Annotated in this window: 18 protein-coding genes and 1 tRNA gene; 18 read left to right on the top strand and 1 reads right to left on the bottom strand. The window is 37.6% G+C overall.

Features of this window, described 5'->3' with window-relative positions; all coding sequences use genetic code 11:
• The first annotated feature begins 89 nt into the window (after window positions 1-89).
• From JOC86_RS06850 to JOC86_RS06765, 18 genes are all read left to right on the top strand, one after another.
• A complete protein-coding gene (locus JOC86_RS06850) occupies window positions 90-548 on the top strand; it encodes an acyl-CoA thioesterase (RefSeq protein WP_205169395.1) in 459 nt (152 codons plus the stop codon).
• A 150-nt stretch (window positions 549-698) separates the two neighbouring features.
• A complete protein-coding gene (locus JOC86_RS06845) occupies window positions 699-923 on the top strand; it encodes a helix-turn-helix domain-containing protein (protein WP_205169393.1) in 225 nt (74 codons plus the stop codon).
• Between the two features lie 204 nt (window positions 924-1,127).
• On the top strand, window positions 1,128-1,583 hold the full coding sequence (locus JOC86_RS06840) for a MarR family winged helix-turn-helix transcriptional regulator (RefSeq protein ID WP_205169385.1): 456 nt from the start codon (window positions 1,128-1,130) through the stop codon (window positions 1,581-1,583).
• A gap of 9 nt (window positions 1,584-1,592) precedes the next feature.
• Window positions 1,593-2,393, top strand: coding sequence for a glutamate racemase (racE, locus tag JOC86_RS06835; protein ID WP_205169383.1), 801 nt, complete (start codon window positions 1,593-1,595; stop codon window positions 2,391-2,393).
• A 104-nt stretch (window positions 2,394-2,497) separates the two neighbouring features.
• On the top strand, window positions 2,498-3,625 hold the full coding sequence (locus tag JOC86_RS06830; protein WP_205169381.1) for a GerMN domain-containing protein: 1,128 nt from the start codon (window positions 2,498-2,500) through the stop codon (window positions 3,623-3,625).
• Window positions 3,626-3,773: 148 nt separating this feature from the next.
• Window positions 3,774-4,529, top strand: coding sequence for a ribonuclease PH (rph, locus tag JOC86_RS06825; RefSeq protein ID WP_205169379.1), 756 nt, complete (start codon window positions 3,774-3,776; stop codon window positions 4,527-4,529).
• On the top strand, window positions 4,529-5,143 hold the full coding sequence (locus tag JOC86_RS06820; RefSeq protein ID WP_205169377.1) for an XTP/dITP diphosphatase: 615 nt from the start codon (window positions 4,529-4,531) through the stop codon (window positions 5,141-5,143). Before rph ends, JOC86_RS06820 begins: the two co-directional genes overlap by 1 nt.
• Complete coding sequence (locus JOC86_RS06815) at window positions 5,140-5,649, top strand: metallophosphoesterase (protein ID WP_205169375.1); 510 nt, start codon at window positions 5,140-5,142, stop codon at window positions 5,647-5,649. The genes JOC86_RS06820 and JOC86_RS06815 overlap by 4 nt, the downstream gene beginning before the upstream one ends.
• Window positions 5,650-5,749: 100 nt before the next feature.
• Window positions 5,750-5,826: transfer RNA gene (locus JOC86_RS06810), tRNA-Arg, on the top strand.
• Window positions 5,827-5,927: 101 nt separating this feature from the next.
• The gene (locus JOC86_RS06805) at window positions 5,928-6,947 is read left to right on the top strand and encodes a tetratricopeptide repeat protein (protein WP_205169373.1); all 1,020 of its coding nucleotides are present in this window, start codon (window positions 5,928-5,930) and stop codon (window positions 6,945-6,947) included.
• A gap of 154 nt (window positions 6,948-7,101) precedes the next feature.
• A complete protein-coding gene (tig, locus tag JOC86_RS06800) occupies window positions 7,102-8,388 on the top strand; it encodes a trigger factor (RefSeq protein ID WP_205169371.1) in 1,287 nt (428 codons plus the stop codon).
• 324 nt (window positions 8,389-8,712) lie between these two features.
• The gene (gene clpX, locus JOC86_RS06795; protein ID WP_205169369.1) at window positions 8,713-9,987 is read left to right on the top strand and encodes an ATP-dependent protease ATP-binding subunit ClpX; all 1,275 of its coding nucleotides are present in this window, start codon (window positions 8,713-8,715) and stop codon (window positions 9,985-9,987) included.
• A gap of 457 nt (window positions 9,988-10,444) precedes the next feature.
• Window positions 10,445-12,109: an ATP-dependent protease LonB gene (gene lonB, locus JOC86_RS06790; RefSeq protein WP_205169367.1), complete on the top strand. Its 1,665-nt coding sequence runs from the start codon at window positions 10,445-10,447 to the stop codon at window positions 12,107-12,109.
• Between the two features lie 174 nt (window positions 12,110-12,283).
• Complete coding sequence (lon, locus tag JOC86_RS06785) at window positions 12,284-14,608, top strand: endopeptidase La (protein WP_205169365.1); 2,325 nt, start codon at window positions 12,284-12,286, stop codon at window positions 14,606-14,608.
• Window positions 14,605-15,189: a ribosome biogenesis GTP-binding protein YihA/YsxC gene (gene yihA / locus JOC86_RS06780; protein ID WP_205169363.1), complete on the top strand. Its 585-nt coding sequence runs from the start codon at window positions 14,605-14,607 to the stop codon at window positions 15,187-15,189. The genes lon and yihA overlap by 4 nt, the downstream gene beginning before the upstream one ends.
• Before the next feature lie 816 nt (window positions 15,190-16,005).
• On the top strand, window positions 16,006-16,749 hold the full coding sequence (locus tag JOC86_RS06775; protein ID WP_419096033.1) for a transporter substrate-binding domain-containing protein: 744 nt from the start codon (window positions 16,006-16,008) through the stop codon (window positions 16,747-16,749).
• Between the two features lie 82 nt (window positions 16,750-16,831).
• Entirely contained in the window at window positions 16,832-17,479 is a 648-nt protein-coding gene (locus JOC86_RS06770; RefSeq protein ID WP_205169361.1) for an amino acid ABC transporter permease, read from the top strand.
• 118 nt (window positions 17,480-17,597) lie between these two features.
• Entirely contained in the window at window positions 17,598-18,320 is a 723-nt protein-coding gene (locus JOC86_RS06765) for an amino acid ABC transporter ATP-binding protein (RefSeq protein WP_205170183.1), read from the top strand.
• Window positions 18,321-18,374: 54 nt separating this feature from the next.
• On the opposite strand, the gene JOC86_RS06760 is transcribed toward JOC86_RS06765, so the two are convergent.
• Window positions 18,375-18,866, bottom strand: a complete 492-nt coding sequence (locus JOC86_RS06760) for a LiaI-LiaF-like domain-containing protein (protein WP_205169359.1) — start codon at window positions 18,864-18,866, stop codon at window positions 18,375-18,377.
• Between the last annotated feature and the right edge of the window lie 185 nt (window positions 18,867-19,051).

Here is a 19,051-nt window from a genome sequence, read left to right as displayed (position 1 = left end):
ACAGTCATTCACTTTTGTGGTCAGGTGCAAACATTTTTCAAACCTATCCCTGCAAAGCATCTGCCACATGATCTTTTAGGAGGGGCAAAATGAAAAAGATTTCATATATTGAGAATATAGAAGAATGGAAACGAGGATTTTTATTTTATCATGAAGTAAGAGTAAGGTTTTCTGAAACTGATATGTTTGGTCACTTAAACAACACAATCCCGTTTACCTACTTTGAAGATGCAAGAATAGAGTATTTTAAATGTAAAGGGTTTATGCAGGAATGGGTAGACCCTAAGCATCAGAGTATACCTGTTGTTGCTGACCTCCAATGTGACTTTTTAAAACAAGTGTATTTTGATGAAGTCATAAAAGTGTATGTTAAGGTTCAAAGCGTGGGAAGGTCATCGGTTGATATACATTATATGGGAGTAAATGACAAAGGGGATATTTGTTTTACTGGTAGAGGGACAATCGTGCAAATTTCAAAACAGACGGGAAAAGGATTAGCCTTGTCAGATGAAATGAAACTTCAATTACAGCCTGATGTTCTTTGTTAAGGTAAATCAGTAAAAAATCATTGCCTATTTTTGAGAAATCACGCCTCCTCTATGTCACTCTAAACCGAGAATTTTCATATGATAACGTGACGACCAACAATACCCATCCCCGCGGTTTAAAGCTGGCGAAGGCAAGGAGGGTTACCATAATTGAAGGACAATGATTTTACACACAAACCGTTGCTCACCAAAAGAGAAAGAGAAGTATTCGAGCTGTTAGTTCAAGACAAGACAACAAAAGAAATAGCAGGAGAATTATTTATTAGTGAAAAAACAGTTCGAAACCATATTTCCAACGCCATGCAAAAGCTTGGAGTGAAGGGCCGTTCTCAAGCAGTTGTAGAACTCCTTCGCATGGGGGAACTCAAGCTATAACATAAAGGAGATGACCGATAGGGTTAGATTTACTAGGTTTTTCAAATTTTAGATGGATTCCTTTCTGAAATTTGTGGAAATCATATCTGCCATATCAAAACGGTCATCTCCTTTTTACTTTTCCAAAAAGAAAACTTGAAATTTGTCGAGAAAAAGGTGACAATGCTATGTAGATGAACGTTCGAAATTAAGGAGTGTAGTGATATGAAGGATTCTGTTGAATTGAATGAAGACATTGATGTCTTTGCTTCTATAGAAAAAGACTTACGATACATATCTTCTATTATTAAACAAAAGGGCCGTGAAATCTTAAGCCAATATACAATAACGCCTCCCCAATTTGTTGCTCTTCAATGGTTGTTTGAAGCAGGTGACATGACGATTGGGGAGTTGTCGAATAAAATGTATTTAGCATGCAGTACTACGACGGATCTTGTCGACCGTATGGAAAAAAATGAACTGGTTGTTCGAGTTAAGGATGAAAAAGATCGTCGAGTAGTTCGTATTCATCTGTTAAAAGAAGGTGAACGAATTATTGAAGAAGTGATCAAGAAACGACAACACTATCTTCAAGAAGTATTGAAAAACTTTTCTCCAGAAGAAGTACAAAAATTAAACGAAAATCTAACTAGGTTACATCAAGAAATCAAATCAGAATGAGGGGAAATTGTGAACCAACCAATAGGAGTGATTGATTCAGGTGTCGGAGGCCTAACGGTGGCCAAAGAAATCATGAGGCAGTTACCTAATGAAACCATTTATTATCTCGGAGATACAGCTAGATGTCCTTATGGGCCAAGAGGAGAAGAAGAAGTAAGAAAATTTACATGGGAATTGACTCAATTCTTATTAGAATACAATATTAAAATGCTGGTGATTGCCTGTAATACGGCGACTGCTGTTGTATTAGAAGAAATCCAAATGGAGTTAAACATACCTGTTGTTGGAGTGATTCAGCCTGGTGCACGTGCTGCGATTAAACAAACAAGAAATCATAGCATAGGTGTCCTAGGAACGATTGGGACGGTCAGAAGTCAGGCCTATACAGAGGCATTACAAACCATCAATCAAAAAGTAAAGGTGACATCACTTGCCTGTCCTAAGTTTGTTCCATTAGTAGAAAGTGGCGAAATCACTGGAAAAATGGCTGAAGAAATCGTTGCTGAAACGTTAGAACCATTAAAGTATACAAGTATTGATACGCTAATCCTTGGCTGTACCCATTATCCTTTATTAGGGCCGATTATTGAACGTTTTATGGGGGAAGGGATTGAAGTGATCAATTCCGGAGATGAAACAGCTAGAGAAGTAAGTACGATTCTTCATTACAACAAACTATTAACAAAGAAATCGACTAAACCTAAACATGCTTTCTATACTACGGGATCTTCTGAAATTTTCTCGAAAATCGCCAATCATTGGCTAGGAGTTACGTATGTTAAAGCTGAAACCATTCGGTTGAGAATTTAATGTTCCTGCTGAATGGTTTTTTAAATTTTCTTTATCGAAATCGGTCTATTTTCAAATAGAGCTCGTATACATGATAGTACAAACTGTCTGGGGAGGGTTTCCTTATGTCAAAGAAATCAATGGCTACTATGGCCGTAACAGTATTAGTATCATCGGTATATTTAGCGGGCTGTGGACTTTTTAGCGGTGGTGAGAAAGAAAAGATTGATCCACCAGAGGATGTTTCTTACTTAGAAGAAGGGGAATCGGTAGATACGAAGCAGGAAGGTGATTCTGCAGATGCAAAAAAAGAAGGTGAATCAGTAGAATCCAAAAAAGACGGTGAAAAAAAAGAAAAGCCTACAGCTTCTGGTGAAGAAGATGATGCAACAGTTATGACGGAATTGTATTTAATTGATGAGAATGGTTATGTTGCTTCACAAAAACTTCCACTTCCAAAAACTGAAAGTGTTGCGACACAAGCTCTCGAGTATTTAGTCGCAAATGGACCTGTTCAAAATATTCTTCCTGATGGATTTAGAGCGGTGCTTCCAGCGGATACACAGGTAAGTGTCAATATTAAAGATGGAAAAGCGATAGCTGATTTTTCAAATGAATTCGCTGAATATCAACCTGAAGATGAAAAGAAAATATTACAGGCTGTAACATGGACACTAACACAATTCGATTCCATTGAAACCGTTGAGCTAAGAATGAATGGTTATGAATTAACGGAAATGCCTGTTAACGGAACTCCGGTTGATGAGAAGCTTTCAAGAAGCGATGGAATTAATACGAATACTACTGGTGTTGTAGATGTAACCAATACTCATCCAGTTACGGTTTACTATGTGTCGCAAAAAGGGGATCAGACCTATTATGTTCCTGTGACACAACGAGTTAGCAATAATGTTGAAGATCCAGCAAAAGCGGTTGTCCAACAGCTTATAGAAGGGCCGGGATATCAATCTACCCTTGTAAGCGACTTTACTGATGTTGAATTATTGGATGATCCAAAAGTAAAAGATGGGGTTGTAACTCTTAACTTTAATAAAGCTCTTTATAGTAGTTTTGAAGAAAAAATCATTTCAGAGCATTTATTAAATTCGCTCGTTCTCTCACTAACTGAACAAAAGGGGATTAAAAGTGTATCTGTTAATGTCGACGGAGAAGCGGCCCTTGTGAACAAAGAAGGTGAACCGATAACGGAACCGGTTACTCGTCCTGAAAATGTCAATACAATTAGTTTTTAAAAACAGGATTTTTGATATACTATATAGTAGTAAAAAAAGAGGTGGGCAAATCCCGCCTCTTCTATTTTTGAAAAGAATATTAATTATCAGTATTTGAATTCTAAAGCTAGAATGAAATTCTTGTACTGAAAAAACGGGAGGTAATCTAATGAGAATCGACAATAGAGCAACGAATCAATTAAGACCAATACATATTGAAACAGGCTATATAAAGCATCCAGAGGGTTCGGTCCTTATTACAGTAGGAGATACAAAGGTAATTTGTAATGCAAGTGTTGAAGATCGCGTACCGCCTTTTATGCGAGGTGAAGGTAAGGGTTGGGTGACCGCAGAGTATGCAATGCTTCCTAGAGCAACTGATCAGCGTAGTATTAGAGAATCTTCTAAAGGGAAGGTTTCTGGTCGTACTATGGAAATTCAACGATTAATTGGACGAGCATTAAGAGCTGTCGTGGATTTAGAAGCTCTTGGAGAAAGAACGGTATGGATTGATTGTGATGTTATTCAGGCAGATGGGGGAACACGTACTGCTTCGATAACAGGTGCGTTTGTTGCTGTAGCCATTGCTTTAGGAAAACTGCAAGATCAAAAGAAAATTAAATCTTTCCCATTAAAAAGCTTCCTCGCTGCAACAAGTGTCGGAGTAACGAACGATGACGGTGTTGTACTCGATTTAAATTATGCTGAGGATAGTAAGGCTCTAGTGGATATGAATGTGATCATGACGGGTGAAGAAGAGTTTGTTGAACTCCAAGGTACTGGGGAAGAAGCTACTTTTTCTTACAAAGAGCTTCAAGAACTTTTAGAAGTCGCAAATAAGGGTATACAAGAACTGTTCCATCATCAGAAGGAAGCCCTTGGTGAGGTTGCTGAGAGAATCCCGTCAAAAGGAAGGGAGAACTAATGAGGAAGAAAGTAATTATTGCTACAAAGAACCAGGGGAAAGCGAAAGAATTCAAGCGAATGTTTGCACCATTGAATTATGATGTCTTAACGCTTCTAGATATGCCGGAGATTGAAGATATTGAAGAAACAGGGGTTACGTTTGAAGAAAATGCTATTTTAAAAGCTGAAGGGGTTGCAAATCAGTTAAATTCCTTGGTTATATCAGATGACTCTGGACTGGTAGTAGATGCCTTAGAAGGAAGACCTGGTGTGTACTCAGCTAGGTATGCAGGTGAAGAAAAGAATGATGAAGCCAACATAGATAAAGTTTTATCTGAATTAACAGATGTTCCAGGCGGAGATAGAACAGCGCGATTTTACTGTGTACTTGCTGTTGCAGGTCCTGGTATTGAAACGAAAACATTTGCAGGGGTATGTGAAGGAGAGATCCTAAGGGAACGAAGAGGAGCAAATGGGTTTGGTTATGACCCTATTTTCTTTGTGAAGGAAAAACAAAAAGCGATGGCAGAACTTCGCCCCGAGGAAAAAAGCGAAATCAGCCATAGAGGGAGCGCATTAAAACGATTAGAGAGGAATTTATCTTCGCTTGTTCCTAAGGATGATGCAAAATGAAATTCCTTATAGTAAGTGACAGTCATGGTTCAACCGAAATCCTTCAAGAACTATCCACCCGCTATTCTAACAGGGTAGACGCGATGATCCATTGTGGGGATTCAGAATTAACGGCAGATAACCCTATTATGGCAGACTACTTAACAGTCAGAGGAAACTGTGATATCGATGCACGCTTCCCGGATCATCTTGTAAAAGAAATGGGTGGAATAAATGTACTTGTCACTCATGGACACTTATTTAATGTGAAAATGTCCCTAATGAATTTAAGCTATAAAGCAAAGGAAAACGCCGCTCAATTCGTTTTCTTTGGTCATTCTCACACTCTTGGAGCAGAGATGATGGACGGCACCTTATTTTTGAATCCTGGAAGTATCTTGCTTCCACGGGGAAGACGGGAAAAGACCTATGCACTTGTAGAGGTAGAAAGCAGTAGAGTGTACGTTAGGTTTTTAAATGAAAATCACGAAGAATTAGTTGATTTAACAGCTACTTTTTCACTATAATAAAGCGAGGGAGAAAATTCTTCCTCCTTTTTTCAAAAAAAGTGTTGACTTTATATTGCTATCACAATATAATAAATAATGTCCTCAACAAAAGGATCATGTCCCAGTAGCTCAGCTGGATAGAGCAATAGCCTTCTAAGCTATCGGTCGGGAGTTCGAATCTCTCCTGGGACGCCATATTTCATACATACAAAGCTTACCTAAAGGTAAGCTTTTTTTGTTTTTCCAGCCCTTTCATGCTAAACTATAGGGCAGATAAATAAGAGGACGGTAGTGATATGAAGAAAAAAGGAAAATCAAATTCTAAGAACGACAATATCATTTATTTTCCAGGCTTAAAAGATCGACTATTTGAAAAAGGTCTTCATGCATTAGAGAATCAACTATTAGATGAAGCTATTGTCTTATTAAATCAAGCCTATGAGATCGACCCAAACAATGGAGAAGTAGCGACGGCCTATACTCTTTCACTTTATGAAAATAGGAATTATGAAGAAGCGAAAGACATTTGTAAACAAATGCTCCACAGCGGATTAGGAGACTATTTTGAAGTTGTTGATCTCTATCTTATGATCCTCATTCAATTAAATGAACATAGAGAAGTAATAGAAACCATTCATGCATTATTTGAAGAAAAAGAAGTACCATTTGAAAAAGAGGATCATTTTAGGAAGCTTCTTTCTTTTAGTGAGAAGGTTTTAAAGGGAAAAACGGATGAATCAATGAAAGAAGAATTTATCCACAAGCCTTCATCAGAGGTTCCGTATCTTTTAAAAGGAAAAAGCCTAGAAGAACAAACCCTGATACTTGCGCAGTTGGTTCATCAGAATATTCATCCATTTCTAACAGAGTTGATAGACATGTTAAAAGACGATCATACTCATCCTTTTTTGAAAACGATGATCTTCAATGTTTTAAGGGAACATGGTTACGATAAAGACATTAAAGTTAGTAAGTTTAAAATGTCGTATATTGGTTCGCCGACTCCTTTCAAGGATGTTTTTGAAACCCAATTTTTTAATAGGGTGACCGCAGTAATTGAAGACCATCTCCATTCTTTGAATCCAACTTTAGGAGAGCAAATGATTGAGCTTCTTAAACGGCACTGTTTTCTCCTTTATCCTTTTGAAATTGAGAAACCGTATGAAACTGTAGGATTAGCCTATATCCAATATGGTCTGTCATTGTATGGAGAAGTTTTAGAAAATGGTCCAATGGATGCCCATCAAAAAAAAGAAATATCAGAAGTCATTGAAAACATAAAGGAGCTTGAAGAAATTTCTTCTCCTACAATTTAACTGCTTTCTGTTGAAAGAACTGTTCCGTATGTTATAATGTAATGGTTGTAAAATGAATTTTTTATATCTACTATTTGAGGGTCTGCAAGCTAGCAGGTCGAACGATTAACCTATTAAAAACTATAATGATTTATAGATTGTTGGAGGGAAATGTATGTCTGCAAAGTGGGAAAAGCAAGAAGGGAACCAAGGAGTTCTTACAATTGAAGTAGATGCAGCACAAGTTAATGAAGGATTAGACGCTGCATTTAAAAAAGTAGTACAGAAAGTAAATGTACCTGGATTCCGTAAAGGGAAAATGCCAAGAGGTATGTTTGAGAAACGTTTTGGTGTAGAATCATTATACCAAGATGCTCTTGATATCATACTTCCAGAAGCATATGCAAATGCGGTTGAAGAAGCAGGAATTGAACCAGTAGATCGTCCGGATATTGATATCGAGCAAATGGAAAAAGGGAAAAACTTGATTTTCACTGCTAAGGTTATTGTTAAACCAGAAGTAAAGCTTGGTGACTATAAAGGTCTTGAAGTGGAAAAAGTTGATACTGTAGTAACAGATGAGGATGTACAAAATGAATTAAAAACTCTTCAAGAACGTCAAGCAGAGCTTGCTGTGAAAGAAGAAGGCAAAGCTGAAAATGGTGATACACTTGTTCTTGATTTCGAAGGTTTCGTTGATGGTGAAGCGTTCGAAGGTGGTCAAGCGGATAATTATACTCTTGAGCTTGGATCAAATACATTTATTCCAGGTTTCGAAGAGCAATTGGTGGGTGTAGAAACTGGAGAAGAAAGAGAAGTAGAGGTTTCTTTCCCAGAAGAATACCATGCAGCAGAACTTGCTGGAAAGCCTGCAACATTTAAAGTGAAAGTTCATGAAATCAAAGCGAAGCAACTTCCAGAGCTTGATGATGAATTTGCAAAGGATGTAGACGAAGAAGTTGAAACATTTGCAGAGCTCAAAGAAAAAACGGAAAATCGTCTACAAGAAACAAAGAAAACGGAAGCTGAAACAAAAGTTCGCGATAGTCTAGTAAAACAAGCTTCTGATAACGCTGAAGTGGATATTCCTGAAGCGATGATCAATACAGAAGTTGATCGCATGATGCAAGAATTTGGTCAACGCCTTCAAATGCAAGGTATGAACATGGACTTATATTTCCAATTCTCTGGCCAAACAGAAGAAGACCTTCGTGGACAAATGAAAGAAGATGCTGCAAACCGTGTTCGCACTAACTTAGTTCTAGAAGCAATTGCTGATGCTGAGAACATTGAAATTTCTGATGAAGAAGCAGAAAAGGAAATCAATGCAATGGCTGAACAATACAATATGTCTGCTGACAACATCAAGCAAGCTCTTGGCGGCTTAGATGGTCTAAAAACAGACTTACGTATCCGTAAAGCAGTCGAATTACTTGAAGAAAACAGCAAAACTGTTGCATAATAGAAGTAAGAATAATTTTATATGTTGAATGATTAAATAATCATTTTGAAGCAAACACTATAAAGAACAAGGCGCGATTTACATCGTGCCTTGTTTTATAAAATTTTATCTCTACATAACAAGAATAGGATTTACTGTTTTTGGATAAAGCTTAATTAGCAAGGTTTTTTAATTAAGATAGGTTTCAAATCGTATAAGTTCCTTTTCCTACATATAATATGATAAAATGCAATACATAACCTAGAAGTGGTAAGTGAAATCAATACGACTGTTTGTGATCGATTGCTTCACAAATTAGACAGTTTTTTTAAGGGGTGAAAGTCATTGTTTAAATTTAACGATGAAAAAGGACAACTAAAATGTTCTTTTTGTGGTAAAACTCAAGACCAGGTTCGAAAACTTGTAGCAGGACCAGGAGTATATATATGTGATGAATGTATCGAACTTTGTACTGAAATAGTAGAAGAGGAATTGGGAACGGAAGAGGAAGTAGAATTTAAAGATGTACCAAAACCACGTGAAATCCGGGAAATCTTGGACGAATACGTGATCGGTCAGGAACAAGCGAAAAAATCTCTTGCTGTAGCGGTTTACAATCACTATAAGCGTATTAATTCTAACAGCAAAGTAGATGACGTTGAATTATCAAAGAGTAATATCGCATTAATTGGACCTACTGGTAGTGGTAAAACCTTGCTTGCACAAACGTTGGCTCGTATCTTAAATGTACCTTTTGCCATTGCAGATGCCACATCTCTTACAGAAGCTGGTTATGTAGGGGAAGATGTTGAAAACATCCTGCTTAAGCTTATTCAAGCAGCAGATTATGATGTGGAAAAAGCGGAAAAAGGAATCATTTATATTGATGAAATTGATAAAGTAGCAAGAAAATCTGAAAATCCATCCATTACAAGAGATGTTTCTGGTGAAGGAGTTCAACAGGCTCTACTTAAAATTTTAGAAGGTACTGTTGCAAGCGTACCTCCACAAGGTGGAAGAAAACATCCACATCAAGAATTCATCCAAATTGATACATCAAATATCCTATTTATTTGTGGTGGTGCATTTGATGGTGTCGAACAAATTATTAAAAGACGATTAGGTCAGAAGGTTATCGGTTTTGGATCAGATCCTAAATCTGGTGATGTAGATAATGAAAAGTCATTATTAACGAAAGTGGTTCCAGAAGACCTATTAAAATTTGGATTAATTCCTGAGTTTATTGGTCGTTTACCAGTCATCTCAAGTTTAACGCCACTTGATGAGGAAGCATTAATCGAAATTTTAACCAAGCCAAAAAATGCACTTGTAAAGCAATATCAAAAAATGTTGGAGCTTGACAATGTAGAATTGGAATTTGAAGAAGAGGCGCTTCGTGAAATCTCGAAAAAAGCAATCGAGCGTAAAACGGGTGCTCGTGGGTTAAGATCGATTATTGAAAACATTATGCTAGAAGTCATGTTCGATCTTCCGTCACGTGATGATATTAAGAAATGTATCATTACAAAAGGAACTATTTTGGATAATGAAGCTCCGAAATTATTACTTGAAGATGGAACGATTGTAGAAGGTTCAGAAGAAACGAAAACTTCGGCGTAATAACAATTTATGTAAAAATTTTTAACCGGAGAGGAATGGTTCCTCTCTGGTTTTTTAAATAGTCTCTTTTCTAAAAGTTTGTTGCTTTTAACAACATTGAAAACGCAAAGTGGATTGAAGCGGAAGGCACTTGACTCCTGCGGGATGAGGAAAAGTCGAGACAAACGGAACGTCGAGGAGGCTCGACTTCCTCCCCGCGGAAAGCAAGTGCCTGTAGCGGAAAGGAACGGTCAACGGTAAATTGTTTATTCAAAAACAACAACAATCACTACGAAAAGAGCCTTTAATTATAAAATCTCTTTCATACATTTTTTGATTTCCGAGATGAATAAGCGAAGTTATTTATAGGAATAAAAAGGTATCGAAAAGATGCACTGTGCTTTTAGATTCTTTGTTTATTCCCTCCAGGTGAAGGAGATACTACCTTATAACAACAAGTTAAACTGGAGGGAAGTACATGAGCTTTGCAGGCATCGCATTAATCATCCAGTTATTTTTTGGAGTGATTATCGGTTTATACTTTTGGAACTTATTAAAAAACCAACGAACACAAAGAGTATCAATTGATCGTGAATCAAAAAAAGAAATGGACCAACTAAAAAAAATGCGTTCGATTTCATTAACTGAACCATTAGCAGAAAAAGTAAGACCGACAACCTTTGCTGATATTGTTGGTCAGGAAGATGGGATTAAATCACTAAAAGCGGCTCTTTGCGGACCGAATCCCCAGCATGTCATTATTTACGGGCCCCCTGGTGTAGGAAAAACAGCTGCGGCAAGACTTGTTTTGGAAGAAGCAAAACGTAATATTCAGTCTCCGTTTAAATCAAAATCTGTTTTTGTAGAGCTCGATGCGACGACGGCTAGATTTGATGAGCGAGGTATTGCAGATCCTCTGATTGGATCTGTCCATGATCCAATTTATCAAGGTGCAGGAGCAATGGGACAGGCAGGAATTCCTCAGCCTAAGCAAGGGGCTGTAACAAATGCTCATGGCGGCGTCCTTTTCATCGATGAAATTGGAGAACTTCACCCGATTCAAATGAACAAACTTTTGAAAGTCTTAGAAGATCGTAAGGTTTTTCTTGAAAGTGCATATTATAGCGAAGAAAACACACAAATCCCTTCTCACATCCATGATATTTTCAAAAATGGGCTCCCAGCTGATTTTCGTTTAATTGGGGCGACGACGAGAACACCTAATGAAATACCACCAGCGATTCGTTCTAGATGTATGGAGGTTTTTTTCCGGGAACTTGATCGAACAGAGGTATATAAAGTAGCCAAAGGTGCTGCTGAAAAGGTGAATCTCTCTATCAGTGAAGATGGGTTAGATACACTTTCTTCATACGCTCGTAACGGTCGTGAAGCTGTAAATATGGTTCAAATAGCGGCTGGTATTGCCATAACAGAGAAACGAGAATCGATTAGTGATAAAGATATCGAATGGATGATTCAATCAAGTCAGCTTTCACCGAGATTTGATCGTAAAATTGGAAACAAGGCAACAGTCGGTCTAGTAAATGGGTTAGCTGTCACCGGCCCTAATACCGGCTCCCTTCTTGAAATCGAAGTTACCGTTATTCCAGCTGAAGATAAAGGAAGTATTAATATTACGGGGATTGTTGAGGAAGAGAGTATTGGCGATCGGAGCAAGTCTATACGGCGAAAAAGTATGGCAAAAGGATCGATTGAAAATGTACTAACGGTATTACGAACAATGGGTGTACCTGCTGATCAATACGATATTCATGTGAACTTTCCTGGAGGAATTCCAGTAGATGGACCTTCCGCAGGAATTGCAATGGCGACAGGAATTTATTCTGCTATTTATCGGATCCCCGTTCGACATGATCTCGCGTTAACTGGTGAAATTAGTATCCATGGTTTTGTTAAGCCGGTTGGAGGGGTTTATCCAAAAGTGAAAGCAGCGAAAATCGCAGGATGTAAGACAGCTATCATTCCTTTTGAGAATAAACAATCGATCTTGTCAGAAATTCAAGATATAGAGGTTAAGACTGTTCAGCATTTACAGGAAGTGTTTGATCTTGCCCTCAATAAAGAATTAATGGAAGAAACCCATGAATCAGTGGTAGAAAATTTTAATCAAAAAAGTGTTTAAGATCTCGAGCTGCTCCATTTATGTTAGTGAAGTGGACAGCTCTATATTATTTTATCATCTGGAGAGAAGCCAGGGCTAGGAATTAATAATTTTTCCAAGCTTCACATTAATGGACACTATCTGGTAAATAAGATAGAATTGTACAAAGGTTATAGACAATTGGAGGTGTATGACATGGCTAAACAAACGAAAGTAACAGTTCCCCTCCTCCCTTTAAGAGGTTTGCTTGTATACCCGACGATGGTTCTCCATTTAGATGTAGGACGAGATCGCTCGGTACAAGCTTTGGAAAAGGCCATGATGGATGATCAGTATATCTTTTTGACGACCCAAATTGATATGAATATAGATGAACCAACAACAGAAGATTTTTATAGTATGGGAACCTTAACAAAGGTTAAGCAAATGTTAAAGCTTCCTAATGGAACAATCCGTGTATTGGTGGAAGGGGTTAAACGAGCAGAAGTAATCTCTTTTACGGATGAAAAAGAGTTTTATGAAGTAGTGCTCGAAACTTTTGATGATTCGGAAACCAAAGAATCAGAGACAGAAGCATTAATGAGAACACTATTAAATTACTTTGAGCAATACATAAAGCTTTCTAAAAAAGTTTCTGCAGAAACATATTCGACCGTTTCTGATATAGAAGAGCCAGGGCGTTTAGCAGATATAATCGCTTCCCATTTACCACTTAAAATGAAAGAAAAACAGCGTGTTCTTGAAACATTAGCTATTAAAGATCGATTACAATTAGTTATTCAAACAATCAATAACGAAAAAGAAGTACTAAATCTAGAGAAGAAAATCGGTCAGCGTGTAAAACGGTCAATGGAGCGAACCCAAAAGGAATATTATCTCCGAGAACAGATGAAAGCGATTCAAAAAGAACTTGGAGATAAAGAAGGAAAGACAGGAGAAATTGAGGATTTAACAAAGAAAGTTGAAGAGGCTAATATGCCTGAGCATGTGGAAAAAACGGTGATTAAAGAGCTTGCCCGTTATGAAAAAGTTCCGTCTAGCTCTGCTGAAAGCTCTGTTATTCGCAACTATATTGAGTGGCTTATTACTCTTCCGTGGTCTAAGGAAACAGAAGATGACTTAAATATAATAAAAGCGGAGGAAATTTTAAACAGGGACCACTATGGACTTGAGAAGGTAAAAGAGCGGGTCCTTGAATATTTAGCAGTCCAAAAGCTTACTCAATCATTAAGAGGACCGATTCTGTGCCTTGCAGGACCTCCTGGTGTAGGAAAAACCAGTTTGGCTAGGTCTGTGGCAGAATCGATGGGACGAAACTTTGTTCGTATTTCACTTGGTGGTGTACGTGATGAATCAGAAATCCGTGGTCACAGGAGAACATATGTAGGAGCAATGCCTGGAAGAATCATTCAAGGAATGAAAAAAGCTGGGACCATTAATCCTGTCTTTTTACTTGATGAAATTGATAAAATGTCCAGTGATTTTCGAGGAGATCCATCCTCTGCGATGCTTGAGGTTTTAGACCCAGAGCAAAATAGTAACTTTAGTGATCATTATATTGAAGAAACCTATGATCTTTCAAAGGTGATGTTCATTGCAACAGCCAATGATCTTTCAACGATTCCAGGACCACTTCGCGACCGTATGGAGATCATCACCATTGCAGGCTATACTGAGATTGAAAAAATTCATATTGCAAAAGATCACTTGCTTCAAAAGCAAATTAGTGAGAATGGACTAACGAAAGGGCAGCTGCAAGTAAGAGACGATGCACTCAAAAGCTTGGTTCGCTATTACACAAGAGAAGCAGGTGTTCGTGGTCTTGAACGTCAGATTGCGTCACTATGTCGTAAGTCAGCAAAAATAATCGTGTCTGGTGAGAAGAAAAAAGTGATCATCACAAATAAAAATATTGAAGACTTCTTAGGGAAGAAAAAATTCCGTTATGGTCAAGCAGAAACAGAGGATCAAATTGGTGTTGCTACTGGACTAGCTTATACTACAGTAGGAGGAGACACACTTCAGATTGAGGTTTCACTTTCACCTGGAAAAGGGAAGCTTGTGTTAACAGGTAAATTAGGTGATGTCATGAAGGAGTCTGCTCAGACAGCCTTCAGCTATGTCCGTTCTAAAACAGCGGATTATGGAATTGAAGAAGATTTCTATGAAAAATATGATATCCATATTCATGTTCCAGAGGGAGCCGTCCCAAAAGATGGACCGTCAGCTGGTATTACGATGACAACAGCTCTTGTTTCGGCCTTATCAGGTAAAAAGATTCGCAGAGAGGTAGGAATGACAGGTGAAATTACGTTACGTGGGCGTGTGTTGCCAATTGGTGGTGTAAAAGAGAAAACATTAAGTGCCCATCGTGCTGGACTGACGACCATCATCCTACCGAAAGATAATGAAAAAGATATAGATGACATTCCGGAAAGTGTTAGAAACGACCTTCAATTTATTCTCGTTTCCCACGTAGACCAAGTCTTAGAGAAAGCTCTTGTAGGTGATGAGAAATGAAAGTAAATAATGCAGAAATCGTTATAAGTGCCGTCAAACCAGAACAATACCCTGAAGATTATTTGCCTGAGTTTGCCTTAGCGGGTCGCTCAAATGTAGGGAAATCTTCTTTTATTAATAAGATGATTAACCGGAAAGCACTTGCCCGTATTTCCTCGAAGCCAGGAAAAACGCAAACCCTTAATTTCTACAAGATTGAAGAAGCTCTTTACTTTGTCGATGTTCCTGGCTACGGATTTGCAAAAGTTTCTAAGCGTGAACGAGAAGCATGGGGAAAAATGATTGAAACATACATCACATCAAGGGAACAGCTGCGTGCAGTCGTTATGATTGTTGATTTACGTCATCCGCCAACAAAAGATGATTTAATGATGTATGACTTTCTAAAACATTATGAAATCCCTTGTATCATTATCGCCACGAAAGCAGACAAGATTCCTAAAGGAAAATGGGAAAAGCATCTAAAGGTAACAAAAGAATCACTTGACTTAGAAAAGGGAGATGAGATTGTCCTCTTTTCATCTGAAACCGGCTTAGGGAAAGACAAGGCTTGGACCGCTATACAAAGAAGAATGGCTTAATAGAAAACAGTTCTCCAAAGGAAATGGACACATTTCAGGGGTGCAAACGTTATAAATCACTAAGGGAAACACACTCGATATCACACATGATTTCGCAGTGTGTTTTTTTTGTTTTATCTGTTATATCCCCAAGAGATTTCTGGGAGGGAGGAAATAATAATGGGAGTGGGATTAGTTTGATGTGACTTTTGGTGTGTATGTAACTGTGAAGGACAAAACTCTGTGGGAGAGCAGAAGAAAAGGGTTCGTCTAAAAAAAGAGAGTGGAACAAATTGTAATTCTTTTTCATGTAGAGTAGTAGGAAACGGGGCTGTCCAAATGGAGAGAAATCCAGGAAATTTTAAAAAATGGAAACGTTATTTTTCCTATTTCTAAAATCAAATGATCCGCCTGATAGTAGAAATATGGACTTATCAAACAGCCCCAAAACTCTGTGAAAAAGTAAAAGAAAAGTCCTTCATAAGGATTATGAGGTTTGTAAAAGATCAACATGAATAGTGCTTCGCGAAAAATTATATTCATTATTCATTTGATGAAAAACTATTTAGATAAAACCTTTGTCGAATACTGTAAAAGTAACATGAACCCTGAGGGATTAAGAGGATCTGTATGAATATCTATGCATTTATAAGAATGGGCAAGCATATTTTATTCTTAGAAAAGATTACAACGATATGAGCCTAATTTTCATTAAATTTGAATTTTGTGAAAATTCCCATTCGTTGATAAAATTATACAAGGATAAGAAAAAAGTACTACAAGGGGGACTATAGAAAAGTGAAAAAGTGGACTAGCGTAATTTTATTAATGCTAACAATGGTAGTGATTGCAGGATGTGGAAGTAAAGCGACAACAGAAAGTGGTGCTAAACTGGTTGAAGAAGGAAAGTTCACCTTTGCCGCTTCTGGTGAATTTAAGCCATTTAGTTTTACAAACGATGATGGAACAATGTCAGGATTCGATATTGCAGTAGGGGAAGCGGTTGCTAAAGAATTAGACTTAGAGCCGGAACAAAAGAAATTTAAATTCAATGGGATCGTGGAGGGTGTCCGCTCTGGACGTTTTGATGCAGCAGTAGCAAGTCATACGATTACACCTGAACGGGAAAAAGAAGTAAACTTTTCAACCCCATATTACTACTCAGGACCGCAAATTTTTGTTCGTTCAGACAGTGATGTTGAAACACTTGCTGACTTAGAAGGAAAAGAAATCGCCGTTTCAAAAGGTTCCACGTATGCTAAAACGGCTGGAGAGGTAACGGAAAATATTAAATCGTATGATAGTGATGTTGTTGCACTAGAAGCACTTAATAAAGGAAAACATGATGCTGTTATTACGGATTTTGTCACAGGTAAAGAGGCAATTGGTGCTGGCTTTAATATTGAAGCTAAAGAATTGCTTGGACGTAGTGAACAAGCAATCGCCGTTTCTAAAGAGAACGAGAAATTACTAGAAGAAATCAATAAAGCAATAGAAACCCTTCGTGAAAACGGTACTCTAACAGAAATCAGCAAAGAATACTTTGGGGAAGATATCACTAAAGACCCTGAAAAAGAGTAACGCATCGAGACACAGAGAGCGAATGTGCGGGAATGCTCATTCGCTTTTTTTTACTTTTAAATGATCGAATGGAGGGATTTCATTGACTTTTTTTGAAACGTTTATAGATACGTTCGATATATTTGTTGAGGGGATGCTTTTAACATTTAAATTAACGGTCGTATCTGTATTAATTGCTATATTCATAGGTTTATTTTTTGCCTTTCTCAAAATTTCCCGAGTGAAAATTCTAGAGCTTATTGCCGATTTATACATCTTCGTGGTACGTGGAACACCTCTTATTGTTCAAATCTTTATTTTCTATTTTGGTTTAACCTCACTTCAAATTTCAGGCTTTTGGTCGGTAGTATTAGGACTCGCCTTCCATAATGGAGCATATATAGCTGAGATCTTTAGGGGAGCGATCCAATCGATTGATAAGGGGCAGACAGAGGCTGGACGTTCGCTTGGAATGTCACTCGGACTGACAATGCGTCGCGTCATATTGCCACAGGCGTTTAGACGAGCACTGCCACCATTAGGAAATCAATTTATCATTGCACTAAAGGATTCTTCGCTAGCATCCTTTATTGGAATGTACGAATTGTTTAGTGTGGCCACCACATTAGGTTCACAAAACTTCGATTCCATGACTTATTTATTAATTGTTGCTGTGTACTATCTTGTATTAGTACTGTTCTTCTCTATTATTGTAAATATCATCGAAAAACGTATGTCTATTAGTGACTAATAGTAGTCAAGATTTTCTTTTATTCTACTGAATGATAGAGAGAATTCATGAAAAAGCTTAATACCTATTTGGTTAAATGACTTCCTTAGAAAATGGAGGGTTTAATTTGAGTCAAGAAATGATTAAAGTTGAAAAACTTAATAAATCGTTTGGAAACTTGCACGTATTGAAAGATGTAGATATGAGTGTAAAAGAGAGTGATGTGGTTTGTCTTATTGGTGCAAGTGGATCAGGGAAAAGTACGCTATTAAGATGTTTGAATTTTTTAGAGATAAAAGATAATGGCAAAATCATTATTGAAGGAGATGAGGTGAATAAAGAATCCCATGACCTAAATGATATTCGTACGAAAGTAGGGATGGTGTTTCAACACTTCTACCTTTTTCCTCACAAAACAGTGATTGAAAATGTTATGGAAGCCCCCGTTCATGTGAAAAAAATTTCTAAAAAACAAGCTAGGGAAGAAGCACTGATTTTATTGAAAAAAGTAGGATTAGCAGATAAAGAAAATGTTTACCCTTCTAAACTTTCAGGCGGCCAAAAACAACGTGTCGCAATTGCAAGAGCGCTTGCAATGAAGCCTGATATTATGTTGTTTGATGAACCGACATCAGCACTTGATCCAGAACTTGTAGGAGAAGTTTTATCGACAATGAAGGAATTAGCAGAAGAAGGAATGACAATGGTTGTCGTTACTCATGAAATGGGGTTTGCTAGAGAAGTTGCTGATTGGGTCGTTTATATGCATGATGGGAAAATCGTTGAGGTTGGTCATCCAGAGGATATTTTCCAAAATCCAAAAGAAACTAGAACGAAAGAGTTTTTAGATTCGGTATTATAATTTAAAACAGAGGGTGAGGCTGGCTCTTAACTAAGGGACAGCCCCATCCTCTGTTTATTTTTTCGATTTTTTCCGAAGTAGTAAGTAAACGCCAAGTAAGATAAAAAGTATCGGCCAAAACTCAAAAGCTATTGAAAAATTCCCTTCAATCACTCCCATCCACTTCATAACATGTTCATAAAATAGCAAGAAGATTGATAAGCTAAGAAAGAGGAATCCTTGGAATAGCCCTGCCCCCGTTTTTTGATAGCGGAGAAGAAATCCTAGAGAGATAACCAAGATGAAGGTCCCGATATGATCTGGCCAAATTGTGAGCTTATTGACAATATGAAAATGCAGTCCAAACCCTACTAATATGGTGCCTGGGAGAATAGCTTCATAATCTCTGCCCTTGTAACCTTGTCCTAAAAAAGCAAGACCTACAATGATTAATAGAGTTGGCCACGAATAAAATTCGCGAAACAAGGGTATGTTGCTACTTTCAAGGTAAAAGTATAATCCAAATCCAATTAAAATCATTCCTGGAAAAATTTTTTGACTCTTCATGTCTTCCTCCAATGTCCCCACTACTTGAAGTTAAAGTGTATTTTTGATACTCTACATAGTAGAGTTTGTCGAAATGTGTTATTAAATCGATTGCTTATAATGAAAGTGCTTCCACTGTTTGATTCCTTAGGGTTAAGGTTATAGACAGTATGAAAGTATTTTTCCACATGCATGTCATCCTGTCA

Source organism: Rossellomorea pakistanensis (assembly GCF_016908495.1).
Lineage (GTDB): Bacteria > Bacillota > Bacilli > Bacillales > Bacillaceae_B > Rossellomorea > Rossellomorea pakistanensis.
Note: the sequence above shows the minus strand (reverse complement) of the source record. Positions and strands in the feature narration are given on the sequence as shown.